The organism is Bradyrhizobium erythrophlei (genome assembly GCF_900129425.1).
Taxonomy (GTDB): Bacteria; Pseudomonadota; Alphaproteobacteria; order Rhizobiales; family Xanthobacteraceae; genus Bradyrhizobium; species Bradyrhizobium erythrophlei_C.
On the sequence record NZ_LT670817.1, the window covers coordinates 4,069,376 to 4,089,422 of the forward strand.

At 62.6% G+C, this 20,047-nt stretch carries 19 protein-coding genes and 1 pseudogene; 13 read left to right on the forward strand and 7 right to left on the reverse strand.

The window, feature by feature from the left end; all coding sequences use genetic code 11:
* Positions 1–990 (forward strand): peptidoglycan DD-metalloendopeptidase family protein, encoded by a 990-nt coding sequence (locus tag B5527_RS19320; RefSeq protein WP_172842605.1) that lies wholly within the window; start codon positions 1–3, stop codon positions 988–990.
* Positions 991–1,354: 364 nt separating this feature from the next.
* Here B5527_RS19320 and B5527_RS19325 read toward each other — a convergent pair whose 3' ends face one another.
* The 6 genes from B5527_RS19325 to B5527_RS19355 form a co-directional block, all read right to left on the reverse strand.
* Positions 1,355–1,714, reverse strand: a complete 360-nt coding sequence (locus tag B5527_RS19325) for a hypothetical protein (protein ID WP_079602946.1) — start codon at positions 1,712–1,714, stop codon at positions 1,355–1,357.
* 487 nt (positions 1,715–2,201) lie between these two features.
* Complete coding sequence (locus B5527_RS19330) at positions 2,202–3,068, reverse strand: SMP-30/gluconolactonase/LRE family protein (protein ID WP_079602947.1); 867 nt, start codon at positions 3,066–3,068, stop codon at positions 2,202–2,204.
* Between the two features lie 611 nt (positions 3,069–3,679).
* On the reverse strand, positions 3,680–4,192 hold the full coding sequence (locus tag B5527_RS19340) for an integrase core domain-containing protein (protein ID WP_079602948.1): 513 nt from the start codon (positions 4,190–4,192) through the stop codon (positions 3,680–3,682).
* Between the two features lie 63 nt (positions 4,193–4,255).
* Positions 4,256–5,260: an IS30 family transposase gene (locus B5527_RS19345; RefSeq protein ID WP_079602949.1), complete on the reverse strand. Its 1,005-nt coding sequence runs from the start codon at positions 5,258–5,260 to the stop codon at positions 4,256–4,258.
* Entirely contained in the window at positions 5,229–5,729 is a 501-nt protein-coding gene (locus B5527_RS19350; RefSeq protein WP_197689316.1) for a hypothetical protein, read from the reverse strand. The genes B5527_RS19345 and B5527_RS19350 overlap by 32 nt, the downstream gene beginning before the upstream one ends.
* A gap of 20 nt (positions 5,730–5,749) precedes the next feature.
* Positions 5,750–6,337, reverse strand: a complete 588-nt coding sequence (locus tag B5527_RS19355) for an ABC transporter permease (RefSeq protein ID WP_079602950.1) — start codon at positions 6,335–6,337, stop codon at positions 5,750–5,752.
* Positions 6,338–6,472: 135 nt separating this feature from the next.
* Between B5527_RS19355 and B5527_RS19360 the strand changes: the two are divergent.
* From B5527_RS19360 to B5527_RS19370, 4 genes and pseudogenes are all read left to right on the forward strand, one after another.
* Positions 6,473–7,294: pseudogene (locus B5527_RS19360) on the forward strand (LacI family DNA-binding transcriptional regulator); the annotation flags it as partial.
* A complete protein-coding gene (locus B5527_RS47680; RefSeq protein ID WP_425305080.1) occupies positions 7,284–7,490 on the forward strand; it encodes a substrate-binding domain-containing protein in 207 nt (68 codons plus the stop codon). The pseudogene B5527_RS19360 and the gene B5527_RS47680, both read left to right, overlap by 11 nt.
* A 216-nt stretch (positions 7,491–7,706) precedes the next feature.
* Positions 7,707–9,065 carry a dihydroorotase gene (locus B5527_RS19365; protein WP_079607384.1) on the forward strand — a complete coding sequence of 453 codons (1,359 nt, stop codon included), beginning with the start codon at positions 7,707–7,709 and terminating at the stop codon, positions 9,063–9,065.
* Positions 9,066–9,077: 12 nt separating this feature from the next.
* Entirely contained in the window at positions 9,078–10,358 is a 1,281-nt protein-coding gene (locus B5527_RS19370) for a Zn-dependent hydrolase (RefSeq protein WP_079602952.1), read from the forward strand.
* A 22-nt stretch (positions 10,359–10,380) separates the two neighbouring features.
* Here B5527_RS19370 and B5527_RS19375 read toward each other — a convergent pair whose 3' ends face one another.
* Positions 10,381–12,243, reverse strand: a complete 1,863-nt coding sequence (locus B5527_RS19375) for a LysR family transcriptional regulator (RefSeq protein WP_079602953.1) — start codon at positions 12,241–12,243, stop codon at positions 10,381–10,383.
* A 112-nt stretch (positions 12,244–12,355) separates the two neighbouring features.
* Here B5527_RS19375 and B5527_RS19380 point away from each other — a divergent pair, with 112 nt between their 5' ends.
* The 8 genes from B5527_RS19380 to B5527_RS19415 are packed head-to-tail and all read left to right on the forward strand — an operon-like array spanning position 12,356 to position 20,047.
* A complete protein-coding gene (locus tag B5527_RS19380; protein WP_172842606.1) occupies positions 12,356–13,852 on the forward strand; it encodes a UbiD family decarboxylase in 1,497 nt (498 codons plus the stop codon).
* A 40-nt stretch (positions 13,853–13,892) separates the two neighbouring features.
* Positions 13,893–15,074, forward strand: coding sequence for an ABC transporter substrate-binding protein (locus tag B5527_RS19385; protein WP_172842607.1), 1,182 nt, complete (start codon positions 13,893–13,895; stop codon positions 15,072–15,074).
* Between the two features lie 60 nt (positions 15,075–15,134).
* Complete coding sequence (locus B5527_RS19390; protein ID WP_079602956.1) at positions 15,135–16,004, forward strand: branched-chain amino acid ABC transporter permease; 870 nt, start codon at positions 15,135–15,137, stop codon at positions 16,002–16,004.
* The gene (locus tag B5527_RS19395) at positions 16,001–16,849 is read left to right on the forward strand and encodes a branched-chain amino acid ABC transporter permease (protein WP_079602957.1); all 849 of its coding nucleotides are present in this window, start codon (positions 16,001–16,003) and stop codon (positions 16,847–16,849) included. The genes B5527_RS19390 and B5527_RS19395 overlap by 4 nt, the downstream gene beginning before the upstream one ends.
* Positions 16,846–17,613 carry an ABC transporter ATP-binding protein gene (locus B5527_RS19400; protein ID WP_079602958.1) on the forward strand — a complete coding sequence of 256 codons (768 nt, stop codon included), beginning with the start codon at positions 16,846–16,848 and terminating at the stop codon, positions 17,611–17,613. The genes B5527_RS19395 and B5527_RS19400 overlap by 4 nt, the downstream gene beginning before the upstream one ends.
* Positions 17,600–18,340, forward strand: a complete 741-nt coding sequence (locus B5527_RS19405; protein ID WP_079602959.1) for an ABC transporter ATP-binding protein — start codon at positions 17,600–17,602, stop codon at positions 18,338–18,340. The genes B5527_RS19400 and B5527_RS19405 overlap by 14 nt, the downstream gene beginning before the upstream one ends.
* A 17-nt stretch (positions 18,341–18,357) precedes the next feature.
* Positions 18,358–19,425, forward strand: a complete 1,068-nt coding sequence (locus tag B5527_RS19410) for a DUF917 family protein (RefSeq protein ID WP_079602960.1) — start codon at positions 18,358–18,360, stop codon at positions 19,423–19,425.
* Between the two features lie 16 nt (positions 19,426–19,441).
* Positions 19,442–20,047 carry a glutathione S-transferase family protein gene (locus B5527_RS19415; RefSeq protein ID WP_079602961.1) on the forward strand — a complete coding sequence of 202 codons (606 nt, stop codon included), beginning with the start codon at positions 19,442–19,444 and terminating at the stop codon, positions 20,045–20,047.

Consider the following 20,047-nt stretch of genomic DNA (forward strand, 5'->3'; position numbering starts at 1 on the left):
GTGCTGCTCGCGATCTGGATTCTCGCGGCGACAACTGCCCCGGCTCCCGCTGCAGAGTCGGAGGCGCCGCTCCGCCTGGGACTGCCGGTCAACTGCAGACTCGGCGAGGATTGCTTCGTCCAGCAGATGCCGGACATCGATCCCAGCGAACAGGCGCTGGATCCGCTCTGCGGGAGGGCGACGTACCAGGGCCATGATGGTTGGGACATCCGCGTGCGCTCGCTTAAGGACGTTGACCGCCCGTCGCCCGTGATCGCCATCGCCGAGGGCACCGTCGCCAGAACAAGGGACGGCGTTCCGGACCGCATCTACGACCGCGTTCAGGACGGGGATCTCAAGGGGAAGGAATGCGGCAACGGCGTCGTCGTGGAGCACGCCGGCGGACTGGTCTCGCAGTATTGCCACCTCAAGGAAGGCAGCATCGCGGTCAGGCCGGGAACGCGCGTGGGAAAGGGCGACTCCCTCGGCTCGATCGGCGCTTCGGGGCTCGCCGAATTTCCGCACGTGCATCTGTCTGTCCGCCGCGACGGCCAGCGGCTCGAGCCGCTCACTGGACGGCTGCTCGATGCGGCGGGGGAGCAATGCGGCGACACGACGCGAAGCCTGTTCGAGCCGAGCGTTAGGGACGCGCTCACTCGATCGACGTCGGCGATCTTGTTGATAGGGCTGACCAACGCTCCGCCCGAATCTTCGAGCCTGGTCCGCAGCGGCGATCCGCCCGTGCCGACGATATCCGAACCGGTCATCGCTTGGGTCTGGGCCATCAACGTCGAGCCGGAAAGCCTTTTCAGAATGCGTCTGGTCGATCCGGATCGAAAAACGATCTTGAACTTCGAGACAAAATCCCTTGAGGGGCGGAAGGCAACTTATGTGGCCTATGTCGGCGGAAAGCATGCGCTAAGGGAGGGGTCATATAGGCTTCAAGTTGACCTAGTCTCTGACGGTCAAAACGTAAGGTCGACGGTCCGATCGATTTTCATCGGACCATGAAAAAGGCGAGCGAGCTCGTAAGCTCGCCTATGGCGCGAGACCTTTTTGCACTCCTCTGAAGATCGTTAACGGAATAATCCAGCGTCATTGGTGTAAAGGTTTGGTGACATCCCTGATACATCAAATGACCCGTCCTTTCCTCACGACGCGTCCCGGCCGCTGGATACTGAGGAGCATCTGGGTAGCACACTCGAAACTGGCTAGTTTGGCGCATAGGTTCGAATTTTCCCGTCACCGGAGGGATGCTCGGCTGAGGGGAAGGGGCGACAACCTGCGGGGGCCTATCGTTTGGCTCGGGGACCTGCGAAAGCGCAAGGAGCGAAACGGTAGGTAATCTGGCCACGCGAGGGCTCATTGAACCGCCTCAAAAACGTGCATTCGCGGTGATCAGTCGACTGACCCGCAGCGCGTCTCCGACTGTCAATCGGCCTTCAGGCCGAATAACAATCCGCCGGCGGAGCTCGGGATAGACCGAGCCCGGGTAGTCCTCAGACGTCGGCCACTTCATGCCGCTCTGGGAGATGACGGCCGCTGTGACGAGGCTACCCCGGACACGGTCGAAACGATCGACACGTTCTCCAGCAGGTGCTCGCCGCAGGACGCAGAGATGGAAGACGGCGGCACGAATGCCGCCGCCGGAAAGCGCCAGACCGATACGATGGAGGGCCGCCTGCGCGGCGGTTTCCGCGGAGGCCTCGTCTGCATCAGTCGCTTGGTCGCCCATGCCCCTCCTACTCGCGCCTCTCTGCGACCACGCTCATCACCGTGCGTCCAAAATCGATTCACGATTTCAAGCAAGAGCCGCGGCCATCCTGATAGGATCCAGCGGACCCGGTGTGCGCCAGCACCTACGGATTGCACATTTCGACCATCGCCCGGAGGGCAATCCCGGAATGATGGTCGGGAGTGGCTTCCTACTCCCGCACTCGCGACGGCAGCCGCGCAACCGCGGCTTGAAAAGTGCCGGGGACGGGGCTCGGCGCCCAATGAGGCCGCCACATTTGGCTATCCGTGACAGGCGCCGATTGAACAGCGGGTGACGGCCTCATGTGGAAATGCTGGGGCGAGTGCCTCGCTCCTCAGGAGCCGGGGGTTGGATACGCTGATGTGTGGCATCTTGGTTCAGTGCAATCGCAGGCCACAGAAATGGAAATGGGCCAACGGATACACTCCCACGTTAAAGGGAAGGGACCTCTCGGCTACGAATATCGTCAGCGTGTGTCGAGCCTGTAAGCGTGAACAGTGCCGTCCATCATCATCGGGATCATGATGATGCCGTCCGGCCCCACGCCGAGATCGGCGCTCCCCTTCGCGAGCGGAAGCAGGCGCGTCGGCTTGCCGTCCTTCGCAACCTGGAACAGGCCGCCGCTTACCCAGTCGGTGACAAGATAGCCGCCCTTGCCATCGGGCTCGACGCCATCGAAATTGCCGGCCGGTGTCGAGTCACCAAGAGCAGACACTTTCTTCGTCGCGAGATCGACCGCCTTCATGTGGCCGGGCACCTTGGTCGAGAAGTCCGGGGCCATCTTGCCCCACGACGCGACCACAAGCCTCCCGTCCTCGGCGAGGAGCCCGTTCGGGTTGTCGAGCGCGTCATCCTGCATCAGGAGAGACAGCTTGCCGCCGTCGAGCACCCAAATGCTGTTTGTCACCATGTCGGATGCGTAGACCCGTCCCGTCTTGTCAGCCGCGAGGTCGTTCAAGAACTTGGATCCGGGTGCCTCGTATCGCTTGGTGATTTCGCCCTTGGCGATGTCGATTTCCGCAATCCGATCCACGTCTGCGGCGTACAGCTTGCCGTTGGCAAGCGCGAGCCCGGTCGGACTGTCGAGACCTTTGACCCACTCCATTGTCACGACCTTTCCATCCGGCCCGAGCTTTGAAATGAAGCCGTTGCCATCCTTTTTCATCGGATCGCCGTTGACGTTCGACACATAAATGGCCCCCGCGGCTCGGTCAAAGACGACCGACTCGGGCTGCTTGAAGCCACTCGTCTCCCACAGCTTCTGAGGTTCCGCGGCGACGGCATTGAAGGTAAGCACAGCAAACACTATTACGGAGAGCTGAGTTGTCCTCATGGTGACCTCCTCGTGATTTCCCCCAGGAAGGAACGAGCCTGTCACGGCAGATCTTCCGCCGTTTTTCTTTTATGTCACGCACCAATTTGCTCTGACTGTGTTGGCTGCATGATGCTGGCCCAGCGCATTGGGCTGGGTCGAGCCTGTCGCGGGCGATGTCGTTGTGACCACGGCAGACGGGACCGGCACTCTTACCGACGGTTCACCTTGTGACTGCGACGACCGGGACGGGCACACGCCGGCCTCTGGGCCGGCGGACTCATGCTGCGACCTCGACGGCTTCCTGCTTCCTCAATCGCGCGCGAGTTTGCGTTTGCCCCAATGATCATTACGTCGATCCGAGCAAACTTGGTGAGTCCGCTGCGATCGGCGACGAGCATGAGCGCCCCGACCGCTGCCTGCCATTCAGGCTCTGCGGCTTCCTTTTTCGGTAGCCCAGTGATGTAGGTGGCCGCGTCATGCAATGTGACCAACATTCGTCCGTCGGGTAACTGGATGCTGCCAGCCGCGATCGGTCACGCGGCGGCCTTGTCTTCCTTGTCGACGCCGCGCATGACGATCTTGAGCGCGTCGTCGGGCAGTGGTCGCTGTAAGCTGTCTGTACCGAAAACTTAAGCACGGCCATAGTAGTAATGAAGTCTGCCCAGGATGGCGCGTGAACTGATCACACCGGTTGGCTGAACCGGGCGAGAAACCGGCGCATCCTTGTTCAACGATCGATGTGTTCTGTCGCAATTGTAGTAATCGGCGTAAGATTTTAGAATTCGACGCAAATGTATCGCGCCCAAGACAATGACGTGGTCCAAACACTCGCGCCGGATCGATCCGATCAGCCGTTCGGCAAAGCCGTTCTGCCAAGGTGAGGCCGGTGCGATGGGCTTGTCCCGAATGCCCATGGCGCGCAATCGGCGTGTGACGACGGGACCATAGATGCGATCCCGGTCGCGGATCATGTAGCGCGGAGCCTCATTCCACGGGAACGCTTCTGTGATCTGGCGTGCAACCCATTCGGCGGTCGGATGTGTTGTGACGCTGATCCAGACCAGCTCTCTGCGATCCAGCCGCACTATGATGTAGGCGTAGAGCAGATCGAAGCCGATGGTCGGCACAACGAACAGGTCCATGGCGGCAATGTCCGGCGCGTGATTACGCAGGAAGGTCCGCCATCCCTGACTGGGCGGATGGAGTCACGTTTGAAGTGCAACGATTGATTTGAGTTTGGAGAATGCCTCGGCGGGGGTCTTGAAGTCCAGGCATTTGCGTGGGGTGTCGTTGAGGCGCCGAACGTATCGCTTGAGTGCGGCTGCCGTGATGAGCTTGAGGTCAGTTTTACGTGGCAGTGAGCGTCGTAAGCGCCCGATGGAGTTTTCCACGCCGCCTTTTTGCCAGGGACTGTGGGGATCGCAGAAGAAGGTTTGGACGCCGAGGGTTTCGTGAAGCCTGTGATGCTCGGCGAACTCGGTTCCGTTGTCGAAGCTGATGGTTTTGCGCATCGCCTGTGGAAGCTTGCCGAGTTGGCGAGCGATGGTCCGAGCGGTAAGAACCGCTTTTCGATCGAGCGGATGCTGAACCATGCTGAAGCGGGTTTGCCGTTCCTGGAGAACCAGCAACCCTTGGCCATATCGGGCGAACAGCATGAAGTCGGCTTCCCAATGGCCCGGCACCTCGCGACCTTCGACCTCGGCGGGCCGTTCGGTGATCGCGCGCCGTTGTTTGATGAAGCTGGCGGGACTGCCGCCTGGGCGTCGGCGGCGGCCTCGTCTGAGTTTATGGCGCGGCAGCAGGCGATGCCAATAATCCTTCTGGGCCGTACGATGATAGATGAAACGATAGATTGACTCATGGCTGATGATGACGCGACCATGCTCCAGCGCCAGTCGGCCAGCGATCTGCTCCGGGGAATGTCCCATCGCAAGGCTTTTTCCCACGCAGGCCCGTAGGTCCGGCTGGCGCGCCAGCTTGAAGCGGCCATCCTGCCGGCGCCGACGCTCGGCCAATTGCTGCGCCCGGACAGGCTCGTAGCCCCCCGCCCAGACCTTGGTGGGCCGGGAGTTGCGCTCGAATTCCCGACTGATCGTTGACGGCGACCGATCAAGCGCAGAAGCAATTTCGATTTGAGATCTACCGCCTGCATGCAGGCGGTAGATCTCAACACGCTCTTCAAGGCTGAGCTGGCCATAACATTTTCCCATCGCCACAACACCCTAGCAGGTGTTGCACTTGTGTCGTGAACCCAAGCCCCCGCCGTTTGACCATGTACTTGGCGACGCTCGACTGCGCGACCTCAAACCCGAGCTTGAGCAGTTCGCCGTGAATGCGTGGCGCGCCCCAAAGCGGATTCTCCATGCTCATTTGCCGGATCAATCCGCGCAACTCCGTGGCGATCTGCGGTCGCCCTCCCAATGGGCGCGACTTCAAACGCCAGTAGCAGCGAAAGCCGGCCCGATGCCAACGAACCAGCGTCTCGGGACGGATGACCGTGAGGACCTCCAAGATCGATGGAAACCAGCGATATAACTGAATGAAGAACCAGCGATCGCTGTTGGCGAGTTTGACGCGCCCGCGCAGCTTGCGCCGCAAAACGAGCAACTGATGTCGGAGCGCGGCATTTTCGGCCTCAAGCCGGATCTTCGACTTGCATGGCGAGGTCAAGGCGGCCAAACCGAAACACAAAAGCCAGATCATTTCGCCAGCTTAGGCGATTCCATCATGTCATCAACCCGGATAGCGTTTTCGGTACACACAACCAGAATCTCCGCGACAAAGCGCCATCGCGGCGTTCCCATCATGCGTGCCGCCTCGATGATCGGCCGCTCGATGTCGCGAATGCCGGAAAATGAATTGATCACCGAAGGCACGAAGGCCGCGAACCAGATCACCATGATCTTGGCGGCGTCGCCGAGGCCGAGCCACAGGATGGCCAGCGGAATCCAGGCCAGCGGCGGGATCGGCCGGATGATGAGGAACACAGGGTTGATGGCAGCCTCCGCGCGCCGGCTCCAGCCCATCCACAGGCCGATCGGCACTCCCGTGGTGACGGCGACGACAAATCCGACCGCGACCAGGATCAGGCTGTGCAAGGCGTGGGTGAAAAGCTCGCCGCCGGCATAGCCGCGGGTCGCGATCTGAACCAGCGAAAACCAAAAATCGGCGGGCGAGGGAAATCGTCCGGCCGAAACGATGCCGGTCCATGTCGTCAAGGCGAACCACAGCAACACGAGGACGGCGAGCGTCGCAAATCCAATCGCTGTCCGGCGCCGCCCGATCATCCCGCGTTTCCAGGAGTTTTATGAAAGCGCTTTCAGCTTCCTAGCGCGAATGGTGCTTGTCAATGTACTTTTCTGCTATTTAACTGCGGCCACCGCGGCGGTAGAAGGACTGAAAATATTTTCAGTGGGCACGGCATGGCTTTCAACCGGCGGATCAAACTTCTTGACGTCGCACGCGACGCCGGCGTCTCGCCGGCCACGGTCTCGCGCGCCATCGCCCAACCGGAGCTCGTGAATTCCGCAACACTCGCGCGGGTCAGACTGAGCGCCGCGCGTCTGGGCTATGTGCCGGGCGGGGCCGCGCGGGCGCTGGCCTCGGGACGCTCGATGACGGTCGGCGCGGTGGTGCCGACGCTGGACAGCGCCATTTTCGCACGCGCGCTGCAGGCGATGCAGACTGAACTCTCGCGGCAAGGCTTTCAGCTTCTTGTTGCCTCTCATGATTACAACGCAGCAGCCGAGGCCGAAGCCATTCGTATCCTGCTTGGCCGCGGTGTCGATGGACTCATCCTGGTCGGCGCGGAACGCCCCGCAGCCATCTGGCAACTGCTGCAAGGGGCGGGCGTCGCCATCGTCCTGACATGGTGTGGCGATGATCGCGCAAGTTCGATCGTCGTTGATAACGAAAAAGCAGGCGTGCTTGCCGCACGACATCTCGTCGAACTCGGGCACAAACGGATCGGCGCCGTCGTTGGCGGCCTTCAATTCAACGACCGGCAAACGGCGCGCCTTACGGGAATTCGCTCGGCGCTTCGCGCAGCCGCGCTCGATTTGCCGGACTGGCTGGTTAGCGAACAACCCTTAACCCTCGCCGGTGGTCGAACCGGTTGCTCGTCGATGCTCGCTCTGGAACAGCCGCCGACGGCTCTCATTGGCGGCATCGACATGCTCGCCATCGGGTGCATCGAAGAAGTGCATTCGCGGGGGGCTCACGGTCCCCGAGGCGTTGTCCGTCGTCGGCATCGACAATATCGAAATGTCCGCCCACATATTTCCACCACTGACGAGCGTCCATCTGCCGGTCGCCCGAATCGGCGAGGTTGCAGCAAACTGCCTTCTCGATGAATTGGCGGGAAGGGGCGTGAAATCCATGATTGAGCTGCCGATCGAGCTTGTATCGCGAAAATCGAGCGCAAGGGTCAGCTCAAAATGACCGGGTCATTTGCGAAGTGGCGTCCTATGCGACTGGGACCGGAGACTTTGCAAAGCAAGCGGGCGCCGCGCAGTGTTACCTGTGCCGGACTGTGCCCGGCCTTTTCGCGAACCAGCTCTTCAGTTTTTCCTATCGGCAACTTCGCTTGAACCAGATTAGTAGCTGGTGTGCCCTTCGTCTACGTTAGAGCTGCGGATATCGCCGAACAGGAAAGGGATAGCGATGGTTGACAAGGTCTTTGCGGGAACGATCGTTCTTCCTGACCGGATCGTCGACAACGGTTATGTTCTGGTTGGTGATGGCAAGGTGCAATCGGTTGGGTCAGGCGGCTCGCCCGACGGCGAAAAGCATGGAGGGCAAGGATTTCTGGTATTCCCGGGCGCGATCGATGCGCAGGTCCACAGCCGCAGCCAGTTAGGCCAGGAGGATTTCGTCTGGTCGACGCGCAGCGCCGCGGCGGGCGGCGTCACGACCATAGTCGACATGCCCTATGACGACAACTGCCTGATCGCGACTGCCGAGCGGTTTCGTACCAAGGCCAAAGAGGCTGCCGCGCAGGCGCGCGTGGATTTCGCGCTTTATGCGACCATCGATCCGGAGGAGGGCGCGGCGCGGGTCGATGAACTCGTTGAGGCCGGCGCCGCCGCGTTCAAGTTTTCGACCTTCGGCACGCACCCAAAGCGGTTTCCGCGCATCCCGCCGCACATGCTCTACCAAAGCTTCTGCGCCGTCGGCAAAAGAGGGCTGATCGCAGGCATCCACAATGAGAACGACGAGATGGTCCGGGCCTTCATGGCGGAGGTCGAGGCCAGGGGCATTACCGATTACACCGCGCACGGCCTGTCGAGGCCGCCGATCTCCGAGGCGCTGGCGACCGCTGAAGTGTTCGAACTCGGTGCGGGCGCCGGCTGCCCGGTGCATATCGTCCACAGCTCGATCGGCCGCGGCTATGAACTGGCCGCCGCCTATCGCGCGCAGGGCCATGGCGCAACGATCGAGGCCTGCGTGCACTACCTTACGCTCGACGAAGACAACGACGTTCGCCGGCTCGGCGGCAAGGCCAAGATCAATCCGCCGCTGCGGCCGCGTCACGAGGTCGAGGCACTGTGGAGTCATCTCGACGCAGGCAATGTCACGATCGTCTCGACCGATCACGTGAGTTGGTCGGAGGATCGCAAGACCGATCCGAACATGCTGAAGAATGCTTCGGGAATTCCGGGCCTCGAAGCCCTGTACGCGCTGCTCTTGAAAGGGCTGGACGAGCGCAAGCTTTCCCTGACCCATGCCGCGCGCCTGCTGGCCCATAATCCCGCCGCTCTGTTCCGGATCATGCATGCCAAGGGCGCGCTGGAGGTCGGCCGCGATGCGGACATCGTGTTGATGCGCCGCGATCTCCATCGTTACAACGCGGCAGCCAGCGGGAATAACTTCGTATCCTGGAGCCCGTATGACGGAATTGAGTTGCCATTCCGTGCGGTCGAGACCTATCTGCGGGGCGACTGCGTTGCTGCCGACGGGCGTGTGCTGGCCGAACCTGGCAAGGGCCGCTTCGTCAGCCCGCTTCGCTCCCACTAATTACGGAAACCGATGAAAACAAATCTTCCGCTCGACGCCGATCGCCTTTGGGCCGATGTGATGGCGCTGGCCGACATTACCGATCCGGTGCGGCCCTACACCCGGCGCTCGTTCACGGCGTTGTTTCTCGAAGGCCGCGCCTGGCTCGCGCAGCGCTTCGCAGAGGCGGGACTGGTAACCCGGATCGATACGGCGGGCAATCTGATCGGCCGGATCGAGGGCAACAATCCCGAACTCGGCGTCATCGCGATCGGCTCGCACAGCGATACCGTGCCGTCCGGCGGTCGCTTCGATGGCATCGCCGGGGTGGCGACAGGGCTCGAGATCGTGCGCGCCCTGCGCCAGTCCGGCGCGCGGCTGGATCACACCATCGAAATCATCGATTTTCTCGCCGAAGAGCCCAGCGAATATGGCCTGTCATGTGTCGGCAGCCGCGGCATGACGGGCTCGCTGGACGGCAAGATGCTCGATCTCACCGAGCCCGGCGGCGAAACGTTGCGTGACGCCTTGCGGCGGGTCGGCGGCAATCCCGATCGGCTCATCGAGGCCAAACGCAACGATATCAGCGCCTTTCTGGAGTTGCACATCGAGCAAGGCATCGTACTCGAATCGCGGTCGCTCGATGTCGGTGTGGTCACATCGATCGTCGGCATCCGCCGTATCGAAATCGTGTTCCAGGGCGAAGCCGATCATGCCGGTACGACGCCGATGGCGCTGCGCCACGATGCGTTGGCGGCGGCCGCCAACACCGTCGCGGCGGTTCGCCGTGTCGCCGAGCAGCTTGCCGCCGAGGGGGAGAATTATTTTGTCGCCACCGTCGGCATCCTGACGGTCGAGCCTTCGGCGTCGAACATCGTGCCCGGGCGCTGCAGGCTGGTCATCGATGCACGCACCACCAATCCGGAATTGACGGCGCGTTTCGTCGGCACCATCGATCTCGAGAGCGCGGCCCATGCCGCAGCGGCTAAGGTGACGCGCCCCAAATTCGAAACCTTGTCGGATGGCCCCCCGGTGGCCTGCGATCCGGATCTGCGCGCCGCCTTGCGGCAGGGCGCGCATGATCTCGGTCTTGGCGAAATGGACCTGCCGAGCGGCGCCGGCCACGATGCAGCATTCATGAGTCGGATCGCGCCGTCGGCGATGGTCTTTGTGCCTTGCCGCAAGGGAAAGAGCCACGCCCCGGAGGAATGGGCGGACCGCGAAGCAATCGCGGCCGGCGCGGCGGTCATTTATCAGGCGGTCAGGGCGCTCGATCAGTCCTTGCCGCGAAGCCGGGGTGGTGAAGCCGCATAACAGCACAAATTCTCGAAGCGTCTTAAAAGAGGGCATCAGCTCGCTTCGCTGGCTCGGACAATTTCCTTCGCAGCGAGTTGACCAGGCCGCGTTCGGATTCGCTCAGGGTGCGCTCGCCGGAATAGATCACGAACAGCCGCCGCGAAATCGTCGGCTCGATGATCGGGTGAGCGGCCAGGTCGCCGGCGGCGATTTCGCGCTCCACTGCCGATGCCGGCAGCACCGTGCATACCGGCAGCCGCGCCAGGATCGCAACCGCCATCGGCAGGGCGTCAATCTCCATATAGGGCCGCAGTCGGATGTCGTGCTGTTCGGCCGCACCGTCGAGCAGCTGGCGCAACCCGAAGCGGTTGGTCGGCAAGGCGAGTTGCAGGCGCGCGAGGTCGGCGAGTGTCACCGGGCCCGGGGGCAGCATGCTGTGACGGGTGTGGACGATCGCCGCCAGCCGTTCGGATGAGCCGAGCGGCAGGCGTGGCATTTGGGGCAGCACGGTTTCAACGATCGCCACGCCGACCAGACCGCGTATCACCCAGTCCTGCAGCGTGCCGTTCGGCGCCTCCCGGATCACGAGTTTCAGGGCCGGATGGCGCGCCTGGACGTCCAGCATGGCCTCTGTGATCCGGTTGACGAGGAAGCCGTGCTGGTTGACCGACGGCAAAATTCCCAAGGCAATCCGCCGGCTCTGCGCTGCCGCCGCGCCGGCATCGCCGGTGGAAAGTTGCCGGTACCGGGCTTCGATCAGCCTCGCGATCCGATCGAACCGCTCTCCCTTGTCGGTCGGTATCATGCCGTCGCCATGCCGCTCGAACAGCGCGCCACCCAGGGACACTTCCAGCTTGTGGATCTGTTCGCTGAGCGCGGGTTGGCTGATATTGGCGCCGCGCGCCGCGGCGGACACACGCCGGAGCCGCTGCACCAGGTTGAAATAGCGAATTTGCCGCAGGCTGACGACAGGACGTTCGGCCCGAGATGGCTTGGTCTCCGTCAATGCGCGCTGCAAATGGCGCACGAACAATGCCGTCACGGCGTCCGGCTCCGCCGCGCGGGCGACGATCTTCGTCGTCAGCGGTTTTTCCGGCACGACCGCTACGACGTTGAGCAATCCCAGACGCGGAGAAACCAGTGTCTCCGGCACAAAAAGGGCCGCGTCCGGATAATCATCCATGATCCGCGGCAGGTCACCCGGATGATCGCCGAGATACCGCACGCCGCTGATCCTGTGCTGACTGAAATAGCGTTCGGCCTGCTCGATCAAAGGCGGTGACAGCAACGGCACCACCAGCCGGCCTGCCGCCAGATCGGCCGCCTTCGGATAATGCGGGGTGCCCGCGGGCATTCGGCAGGCGAACACCCACCGATCCGACAGCAGCGTTGTGGCCCGCTTCGACGCCCGCGGACTTTCATCACCCAACGCCAGGGTGATGCGGCTGGATTTTCCGTCGCCCCATTCTTCAGCCATGCCGCCGAGATGCGGAATATCCTTTTCGTCGGCCCATAGCGGATCGACGAAAACGTCAGGACGCTCAACACCCATTCGGTCGACGGCGTGGCGAAGCGCCTTGCTCAGTCCGCCGATGGTGAAGCTCAGGCCGGTCTCGACGGTCAACCGTCTAAGCGTGGCCTTCGCCGGTGCGGCGACCCAGCGGCGGGCGAACAGCTCAGCCATCAGCAAGGGATCGGCGCCGCGTATCAACGCTCGCGCCGAGTCGGTTGGATAAAGGTTGTTGTTGATCCGCCGGAAAAGCGAGAGACCGACCTCGCGTTCGAGTGCCTTCATGGTGGTGCTGAGCGTCGATACTGCGATGCCAAGATCCGCCGCGGCTTGGGTAAAACTGCCGGATCGGCAAGCGGTCACGAAATAGGCCAGGGTACGCAGTTCGACCATCGGATCTCGCGGGATTGTGACAAATCATATTCCCTGCGCGTCGCTTCGTCACTAGGCCTTTCGTTTTTGCCTATGCCCTGGTTCGCCGCAGGTAGACATGGACCGGGCCGCAATGACCGATATGATCCTGATGCGGCAATCCGCTTCCGGATCGACGAATCCGGGGTTGCTCGCAGACATGTTTCGCAGGGGTCAGGCAGACGTGCACGCCAAGGATGCCATCAACAGCGAGGCGACGCATTCCCGCCAGTCAATACGCGCGTTCCTGTCCGCCCTGCGGGGGGCCGGCGAACTCGCGTCGATCGCACAGCCGATACAGCTGGACTATGAAATTGCCGGGTGCCTTGCGGAGATCGACAGCGGCCCGGCGCTGCATTTTACCAATGTCGAATCCGCATCCGGCGCAGTTACGATGCCGGTGGTAGGCAATCTGCTTAATTCACTGCCACGGTTTGCCCTCGGACTGGGCACCACCGTCGACCAAATTCAGGCGTCGTTGCTGGCGGCGATCGAAAAGCCTCTGCCACATCGCGTGCTGCGGTCCGGACCCTGCCAGCAGGAAGTCATTGCGGGTCCGTCGCTGGCGGACGAATTGCCGATCCCGCGCTTCTTCGAAAAGGAGGGCGGGGCTTATGTCACAGCCGGCGCGATCGTCGCGAAGGACCGGGTCACCGGCCACACCAACCTGTCGATCGCGCGCTTGATGCCGCTGGGTGGGAACCGCGCCTTCGTCGGAATCGCGCCCAACCACCATCTCGCCGTTTTGGCGCGGGCGGCTTACGCACGCGGCGAAAAACTGGATATCGCGGTCTGCGTCGGAAATCATCCCGCGGTTCTGGTGGCCGCCTGTCTCTATCTCGGGCTTGGCGAGGATGAACTTCCGATCGCCGGCGCGCTGCTGGGGGAGCCGCTCGAGGTGGTCCGCTGCGCCGGGTCCGGTCTTCTGGTCCCGGCGCATTGCGAATGCGTGCTGGAAGGCAGCCTCGATGCCGGTGAACCCTTCACCGAGGGACCGGTCAGCGAGTTCCACGGTATGTATGAAAATTACGGCGCGGGCGTCGTCGCGACGTTTTCGCGATTGACCCGCCGCAGCGACTCAATCTTCCAGATCATCCTGCCGGGCTACCATCCCGAGCATTGCCTGCTCGGCGGCGTCGCGATTGCCGCGGGCCTCGTGCGCGCTATCCGCAGTGCCGTCTCCTCGGTTTCCAATGTGGCCGTCGGCGTCGGCGGGGCTGGCCGCCTGCATGCCGTGGTCGCGCTGCACGGGCCGCGTCCGGGCGAGGCACGCAAGGTGATGTTCGCCGTCTGGGCCGCCGTCAACCTGATCAAGCAGGTGATCATTGTCGATGACGACATCGATCCCTGGAACGCGCTTGAAGTGGAATGGGCGCAAGCCACGCGCAGCAAGCCGGAACGCGATTTTGTCATCGTTCCCGGCGTTCGCGCCGATCGTTCCGAGCCCCTCGAGCGGGATGGCACCATCGGCAAGCTCGGCATCGATGCGACGCGCAAAGAGGACGACCGGCGCGACTGGGAACTGGCGCGGCCGACGCGGCCGGCGCTGGCGCGTGCCCGCGAAATATTGCGCGAAAATCGGCTTGTCTAGGCTACGTGACGTGACGCCCCTTTCAATGGAGAAAGCCATCGTGAACCAGATCCCCAAAACGCCGGTGCGGAACAAGAAGCTGTTCATCGGTTTCGCCAGCGCGCTGATTCTTGGGCTTGCCTCAACGATGCCGGCGCACGCCGACATCAAGATCGGCTTCCAGGTGCCGCTGACGGGCCCCTCGGCGACCGATGGCAAATCGGCGCAGATCGCAGCCACCATGGCGGTCGAGGACATCAACGCCGCCGGCGGGGTGCTCGGCCAGAAAGTCGAACTCGTCACCTATGACGACCAGGCCAAATCTGACCAAGCGATCTTCACCGCCAACAAACTGATCGGCGAAGACGGCGTCAGGCTGGTGGTCAATGGCAGCTATTCGGCGTCGGGCCGTGCGGCGGCTCCGGTGTTCCAGAAAGCCGGCGTCGTCATGATTTCCGCCTACGGCGTGCATCCAGACATCACCCGCGCCGGAGACTACATGTTTCGCCTCGTCCATCTCGGTCCGCCCCAGGGCGCGGCGACTGCGCTTTACATCGGCAAGAACCTCGGAATCAAAAAAGTATCCACCATCACGATGGATAATGATTACGGGCAGGCGACGATGGATGGATTTCTGGAGGCGTCCGGCAAATACGGCATCGAGGTCCTCAACAAATACAGCTATTCGCTCAAGGACCGCCAGTTCGGCTCGATCGTCGCAAGCGTGAAGCGAGACAATCCCGACGCGGTCTACGCCACCGGCTACTTCTTCACCGCCGGCCCGCTGGTCGCCCAGCTCCGCGCAGCCGGCATCACCGTGCCGATCATCGGCTCGCAAGCGTTCGATTCCGAGAAGTTCGTCGAGATCGCCGGGCCGGCCGCCGAAGGAACCTATATCATGGACAGCTTCGACCGCGACCGGAAGGACGCGACGCTGCAGAAGTTTTTCACCGAGTTCAAGAGCCGAGCCGGCTATTCGCCGGAGGGCGTCGCCGCCGTAACTTACTCGGCAGTAAAGCTGATGGCGGACGGCATCAAGCGCGCCAACAGCGCCGATCCGGCCAAGGTGCGCGATGCGCTCGCGGCGACCAAGGATTTCCCGATGCTGGAGGGTAATCTCAACGGCTTCAACAGCCTGCATGAGATAGTGATGCCGATCAGCGTCAACGTGATCAAGGACGGCAAGTTCACACCGGCCGGCGTGATCACCGACCTCGCCGCCTTCGCACCGCCCGAGAAATAAGACGGATGCGGGTGCCGACGGCAGAGACGGCTTGCGCCATCTGCGGCAAAGGATGATCCGGTGTACTACATCGATCTGGCCGTAACCGGCATCAGCTTCGGCTGCATGTATGCCATGATGTCGGTAGGCCTGACCCTTGTGTACGGCCTGCTGCGCATCCTGCACGTGGCGCATGCCGCTGTGTTCGCGCTCGGTGCCTATGTCACGGTTCTGGTCGCCAATGCAACCGGCAGCATCTTGCTCGGCTTTCTCGCGGCTGTCATTATCACCCCGCTGTTCGGCATCGCGATTTATCGCCTGCTGTACGAGCCGCTGCTCAAATACCGACCGGACGTCCCCATGATCGCTTCGGTCGGGTTGCTGGTCTTGATGCAAGACGCGTTCCGCATCGTGTTCGGCGAGCAGGGCATTACCTTTCACCGGAATGCTTTCGCCTTCACGACCTTCAATTTTTCCGGCGTCACCGTCAGCGCGGTGCAGATCGCGATCGTGATGACGACCGCCGTGGTGTTCACGGGGCTGCATCTGTTTACGACGCGAACCCGGATCGGGATCGGCTGGCGCGCCACCGTGTCCAGGCCGCAGATCGCCGCGAGTTTCGGGATCGATCCGATCAAGGTTCGCTATCTCAACTTCGCCGTTGGGTCGGCGCTGGCGGCGGTCGCCGGCGGCCTGGTGGCCGAGATGAACAATCTGGTCGATCCCGGCATCGGTTTCGTCGTGAGCTACAAGGCGCTCGCCATCATCGTTCTCGGTGGCCTCGGCAGCGTGCGCGGCACCCTGATCGCAAGCCTGGTGCTGGGCCTGGTCGAAGCTTACGGCACCGTTTTTATCGGCGCCTGGCTCGATCGCGACGCGATCGCATTCCTCGCCCTCATCGTGCTCCTGATGATCCGTCCGCAAGGGTTCACCGGAGCGCGCACGGCATGAGCGCTTACGAAATCAGCATCATCTCGATCATCGGCATCAATGTCATTCTGGCGGTCAGCCTGAACATGATCAGCGGTTTCTGCGGACAGATCAGTTTAGGCCACGGCGCCTTTTTCGGCGCTGGTGCCTATGCGGCGGCGCTGACGATGACCGGAAACGGCAGCGTTCCCATGGCGATCGCAGCCGCGCTGATCACCGGCAGCGTGCTCGGTGTCATCGTCGGTTTTGCCTCGCTGCGCGTGCGCACGGATTTTCTCGCGGTCACCACGATCGGCGTCAATTTCCTGTTTGTTGGTTTCGTCCGCAAGCAGACTTGGCTCGGTGGCGAGATGGGGATCAGCGGCATTCCGCCGGCCGGTCTCGGCGCTGCCGGCAACATGGTGATGATCCTGCTGTTCGCAGCGGCGACCACTGCCCTGAGCCTTTATATCAGTCGGTCCTGGATGGGCTTTGCGTTCCGTGCCGTCGGCGAAGACGAGGGCGCTGCGGCTACGCTTGGTATCAATTCCGGCGCCTACAAGCTCGCCGCCTTCGGCATCGGAACGGCGCTCGCCGGTCTTGCTGGAGGACTCTACACATTTTTCACCCAATTCATCACGGTGGATGCATTCGACTTCATTTTCTCTGTCATGCTGATGGCGATGGTCGTGATCGGCGGCATCGGATCGACCTGGGGCGTTGTGGTTGCTGCCGTCGGCCTGACCCTGTTGCCCGAGGCGATCCGCTTCGTGAACGACTATCGTCTGCTGGTGTTCGGCGGCCTGCTGGTGCTGGTGATCCGCCTGGCGCCGGGAGGCTTGGCGGCAATGGTGCAAAACCTCTTCGTCGCAGCGAGGAGGTCATGAGTGCAGCGCTGAGGCTTGAGGATGTGGCGATCCGGTTCGGCGGCGTTCAGGCCATTGATGGCGTGTCGTTCCTGATCGAGGAAGGTGATTTCGTCGGGCTGATCGGGCCCAACGGTGCCGGAAAGACCACTCTGATCAAGGTCGTTGCCGGCTTGTTGCACCCGGACCGAGGGCGGGTGTGGATCTCGGGCGTCGACGTGACCAGGGACGCGACAGCGGCACGGGTGCGCCGGGGTCTCGCATTGACCCACCAGATCGTACGGCCGTTTCGCGAATTGACCGTGGTGGATAACGTCGCGCTCGGTGCCGGATATCGTCATACATCGTCGCCATTGCGTGCTTTGATGCATCTCAATAGGCGAAGCGAATATGAACGCGCCGCACACATTCTGGCACAGGTCGGCTTGGCGGGGACCGAAAGCAAGCTCGCCGGCTCGCTGCCGCTCGGCCAGATGAAACGGCTGGAGGTCGCCCGCGCACTGGCTGTCGATCCGCGGGTGATCCTGCTCGACGAACCCTTGGCCGGGCTCAACCATACCGAGGCATCGAAGCAGGTCGAGACCATCGCCGAGGTTCATGCCCGCGGCATCACCGTGGTCCTGGTCGAGCACAATTTGGAAGAGGTCATGCGGATCTGCCGGCGCCTGATCGTCCTGAACAATGGGCGGGTGATCGGGGACGGCGAGCCGCGCGTCGTCATGGCTGACCCCGTCGTACATGACGCCTATGTTGGCGGGGGGATGGCAAGCCATGCTGAAGCTTGAGAACCTCAATTGCGGTTACGGCTCGGTCGAGGCCGTGCACAACGTGTCATTCGAGGTTCCCTCAGCCTCGGTGTTCGCATTGCTCGGTCCCAATGGCGCCGGCAAGACCTCGACCATCATGGCGATCATGGGCCATGTCGACATCCACGGTGGCCGCATCCTCCTCGGAGGCGAAGACATTACGCGCCGCCGCGCCATCGACCGCGTCGGTCTCGGGATTTCTCTGGTACCGGAGGGGCGGCAGCTGTTTTCCGATCTCACGGTCGACGAGAATTTGACGGCCGGTGGTTACGCACGTCCGATTTCCCGGGACGCCGCCAAGCGTGATCGCGTGTTCGGCTATTTTCCACGGCTGTTTGAGCGGCGAACGCAGCTCGCAGCTTCGCTGTCAGGCGGCGAGCAACAGATGCTGGCGATCGGTCGCGCGCTGATGGCCGAGCCTCGCCCGCTGCTGGTCGACGAGTTGTCGCTTGGACTGATGCCGAAAATGGTCGATATCTGCCTCGGCGCGTTGCTGCAGTTGAAGCGCGACGGCATGACGATCGTTCTGGTCGAGCAGAACACGGCGCGCGCGCTGGATGTGGCGGACCAGGTCTGCGTGCTGTCGTCGGGCGTGCAGGTCTATCGGGGCACGGCGTCGGAGGCGAAAGCGGCTGGCTCGATGTTCGCGACCTTTCTTGGTGTCAACGAGTCTGTCGAGTTATCGAATGTGAAAGTGCGGCCTTGAGGCCGGAGGATAAAGCAATGGCGCGAATGCTGACGGTGGACGATGTGGAAGCGGGGCTTGTCGGGGGATTGTTGCTCTCGGCGGGCGGCAGCGGCAGGAATGCGGTCGACAAAAATCGCGGGCTCGGCCGCATGGCGCTGGACAATGGCGGCGTCCGTCTGGTCGCGCTCGACGAACTGGCGCCTGACGCGACCATCATCACCGCAACCGCGGTTGGCGCGCCGGGTTTTGCGAACTGGCAGATCAAGCCGCGCGACTCCATCAATGCGGCGCGGCGGCTGATCGAGAAATTGGACAAGCCGCCGGTCGGCGTCATCTGCGGCCATGTGCCGGGCTTCAATGCCTGGCTCGTCGCCGCCGCGCTCGGGCTCGACTATATCGATGCGGCCTCGAACGGGCGCGGTCATCCAACCGTGAAAATGGGCGGCATGGGACTGGCGTCGCGGCTCGATCTTTCCATCACCCAGGTCGCGAGCAGCGGCAGCAAGGCCGAGAACTCGGAATTCGCCATCGAGGTGGAAGGTGACATTGTCCGCACCTCCAATGTGATGCGACAGGCGGCGGTGATCAATGGGGGATTGATCTATGCCGCGCGGGGTCCGTTGACGGCGGGCTTCATCGGTGAGAACGGCGCTCCGGGCGCCATCACGTTCCAGCTCGACCTCGGTCGCGCCATGCTGGCGGCCAGCGGCGCCGATCGCGTTCGCGCGACGGTCGAGTTCCTCGGCGGGGAATTGCTGGTCGACGGCGAGGTCACGGCAAATAGCGTGACCTATGGCGGCGGCTTCGATCTCGGCCAGATGACCGTGCGCGGCAAGAACGGCGAAGCGGTGCTCGGCGTCTACAACGAGTTCATGACCGCAGATTTCGCCGGCAAGCGCGTTGCAACGTTCCCCGACATGATCGGAACGCTGGATCCCTTGACCGGTGAGGTGGTGTCGATATCGGAATCCAAGCCCGGCAGCCGCGTCGCCGTCATCATCGCGCACCGGTCGAAATTCCCGGTCGGCAAGGGCGCGCTCGACCCAGCCGTGTTCCCCGAGGTCGAGAAGGCCATGGGTGTCGACATGCGATCGTATCTCTGAGGAAGGCAGGTCCATCATGCTGCGTCTCTACGACAGCCGGTTGTCCGGCAACGCCTGGAAAGTGCGCATCCTGCTGGCGCAACTCGGCATCCCCTTCGAGCGCGTTACCCTCGATCTCGCCAAGGGCGCAACCAGCGACCCGGCGTTTCGGGCCAAGAGCCGCTTCGCGCGCGTGCCCGTGCTCGAACTCGAGGACGGCCGCACTATCGTGGAGTCGGCGGCGATCATGCTCTATCTGGCGGAAGGCTCGCGGCTGCTGCCGGACGATCGCTATCTCCGCGCGGAAGTCACGAGCTGGCTGACGTTCGAGCAGGCGGATTTGCTACGCGCGCTTGCGCTGCCGCGGTTCTACCATATGCGCGGCATCGCCGATCAGATGAAAAACCGCATCGCCGATTTTGAGGAAGGAGCCTATGTGGCGCTGGCCAAGGTCGACGATTGGCTTGCCATGCACGATTGGCTTGTCGACAATCGCTACACCATCGCCGACATCGGCATGTTCGGCTACGTCTCGATGGCGGGCGAGGGCGGCTACGAGATGGAAAAATTTCCAGCGATCCGCGCCTGGCTCGCGCGGGTCAAGGCCCAGCCGGACTGGGTTCCCCTGGTTGAGGAGGCCTGA

Excerpts from the sequence above, each read along its gene's own strand:
- B5527_RS19325 (WP_079602946.1), bottom strand. The coding sequence starts at position 1,714 with ATGGGCGACCAAGCGACTGATGCAGACGAGGCCTCCGCGGAAACCGCC.
- B5527_RS19330 (WP_079602947.1), bottom strand. The coding sequence starts at position 3,068 with ATGAGGACAACTCAGCTCTCCGTAATAGTGTTTGCTGTGCTTACCTTC.
- B5527_RS19340 (WP_079602948.1), bottom strand. The coding sequence starts at position 4,192 with ATGGACCTGTTCGTTGTGCCGACCATCGGCTTCGATCTGCTCTACGCC.
- B5527_RS19345 (WP_079602949.1), bottom strand. The coding sequence starts at position 5,260 with ATGGGAAAATGTTATGGCCAGCTCAGCCTTGAAGAGCGTGTTGAGATC.
- B5527_RS19355 (WP_079602950.1), bottom strand. The coding sequence starts at position 6,337 with ATGATCGGGCGGCGCCGGACAGCGATTGGATTTGCGACGCTCGCCGTC.
- B5527_RS19370 (WP_079602952.1), top strand. The coding sequence starts at position 9,078 with ATGAAAACAAATCTTCCGCTCGACGCCGATCGCCTTTGGGCCGATGTG.
- B5527_RS19375 (WP_079602953.1), bottom strand. The coding sequence starts at position 12,243 with ATGGTCGAACTGCGTACCCTGGCCTATTTCGTGACCGCTTGCCGATCC.
- B5527_RS19380 (WP_172842606.1), top strand. The coding sequence starts at position 12,356 with ATGACCGATATGATCCTGATGCGGCAATCCGCTTCCGGATCGACGAAT.
- B5527_RS19395 (WP_079602957.1), top strand. The coding sequence starts at position 16,001 with ATGAGCGCTTACGAAATCAGCATCATCTCGATCATCGGCATCAATGTC.
- B5527_RS19400 (WP_079602958.1), top strand. The coding sequence starts at position 16,846 with ATGAGTGCAGCGCTGAGGCTTGAGGATGTGGCGATCCGGTTCGGCGGC.
- B5527_RS19405 (WP_079602959.1), top strand. The coding sequence starts at position 17,600 with ATGCTGAAGCTTGAGAACCTCAATTGCGGTTACGGCTCGGTCGAGGCC.
- B5527_RS19410 (WP_079602960.1), top strand. The coding sequence starts at position 18,358 with ATGGCGCGAATGCTGACGGTGGACGATGTGGAAGCGGGGCTTGTCGGG.
- B5527_RS19415 (WP_079602961.1), top strand. The coding sequence starts at position 19,442 with ATGCTGCGTCTCTACGACAGCCGGTTGTCCGGCAACGCCTGGAAAGTG.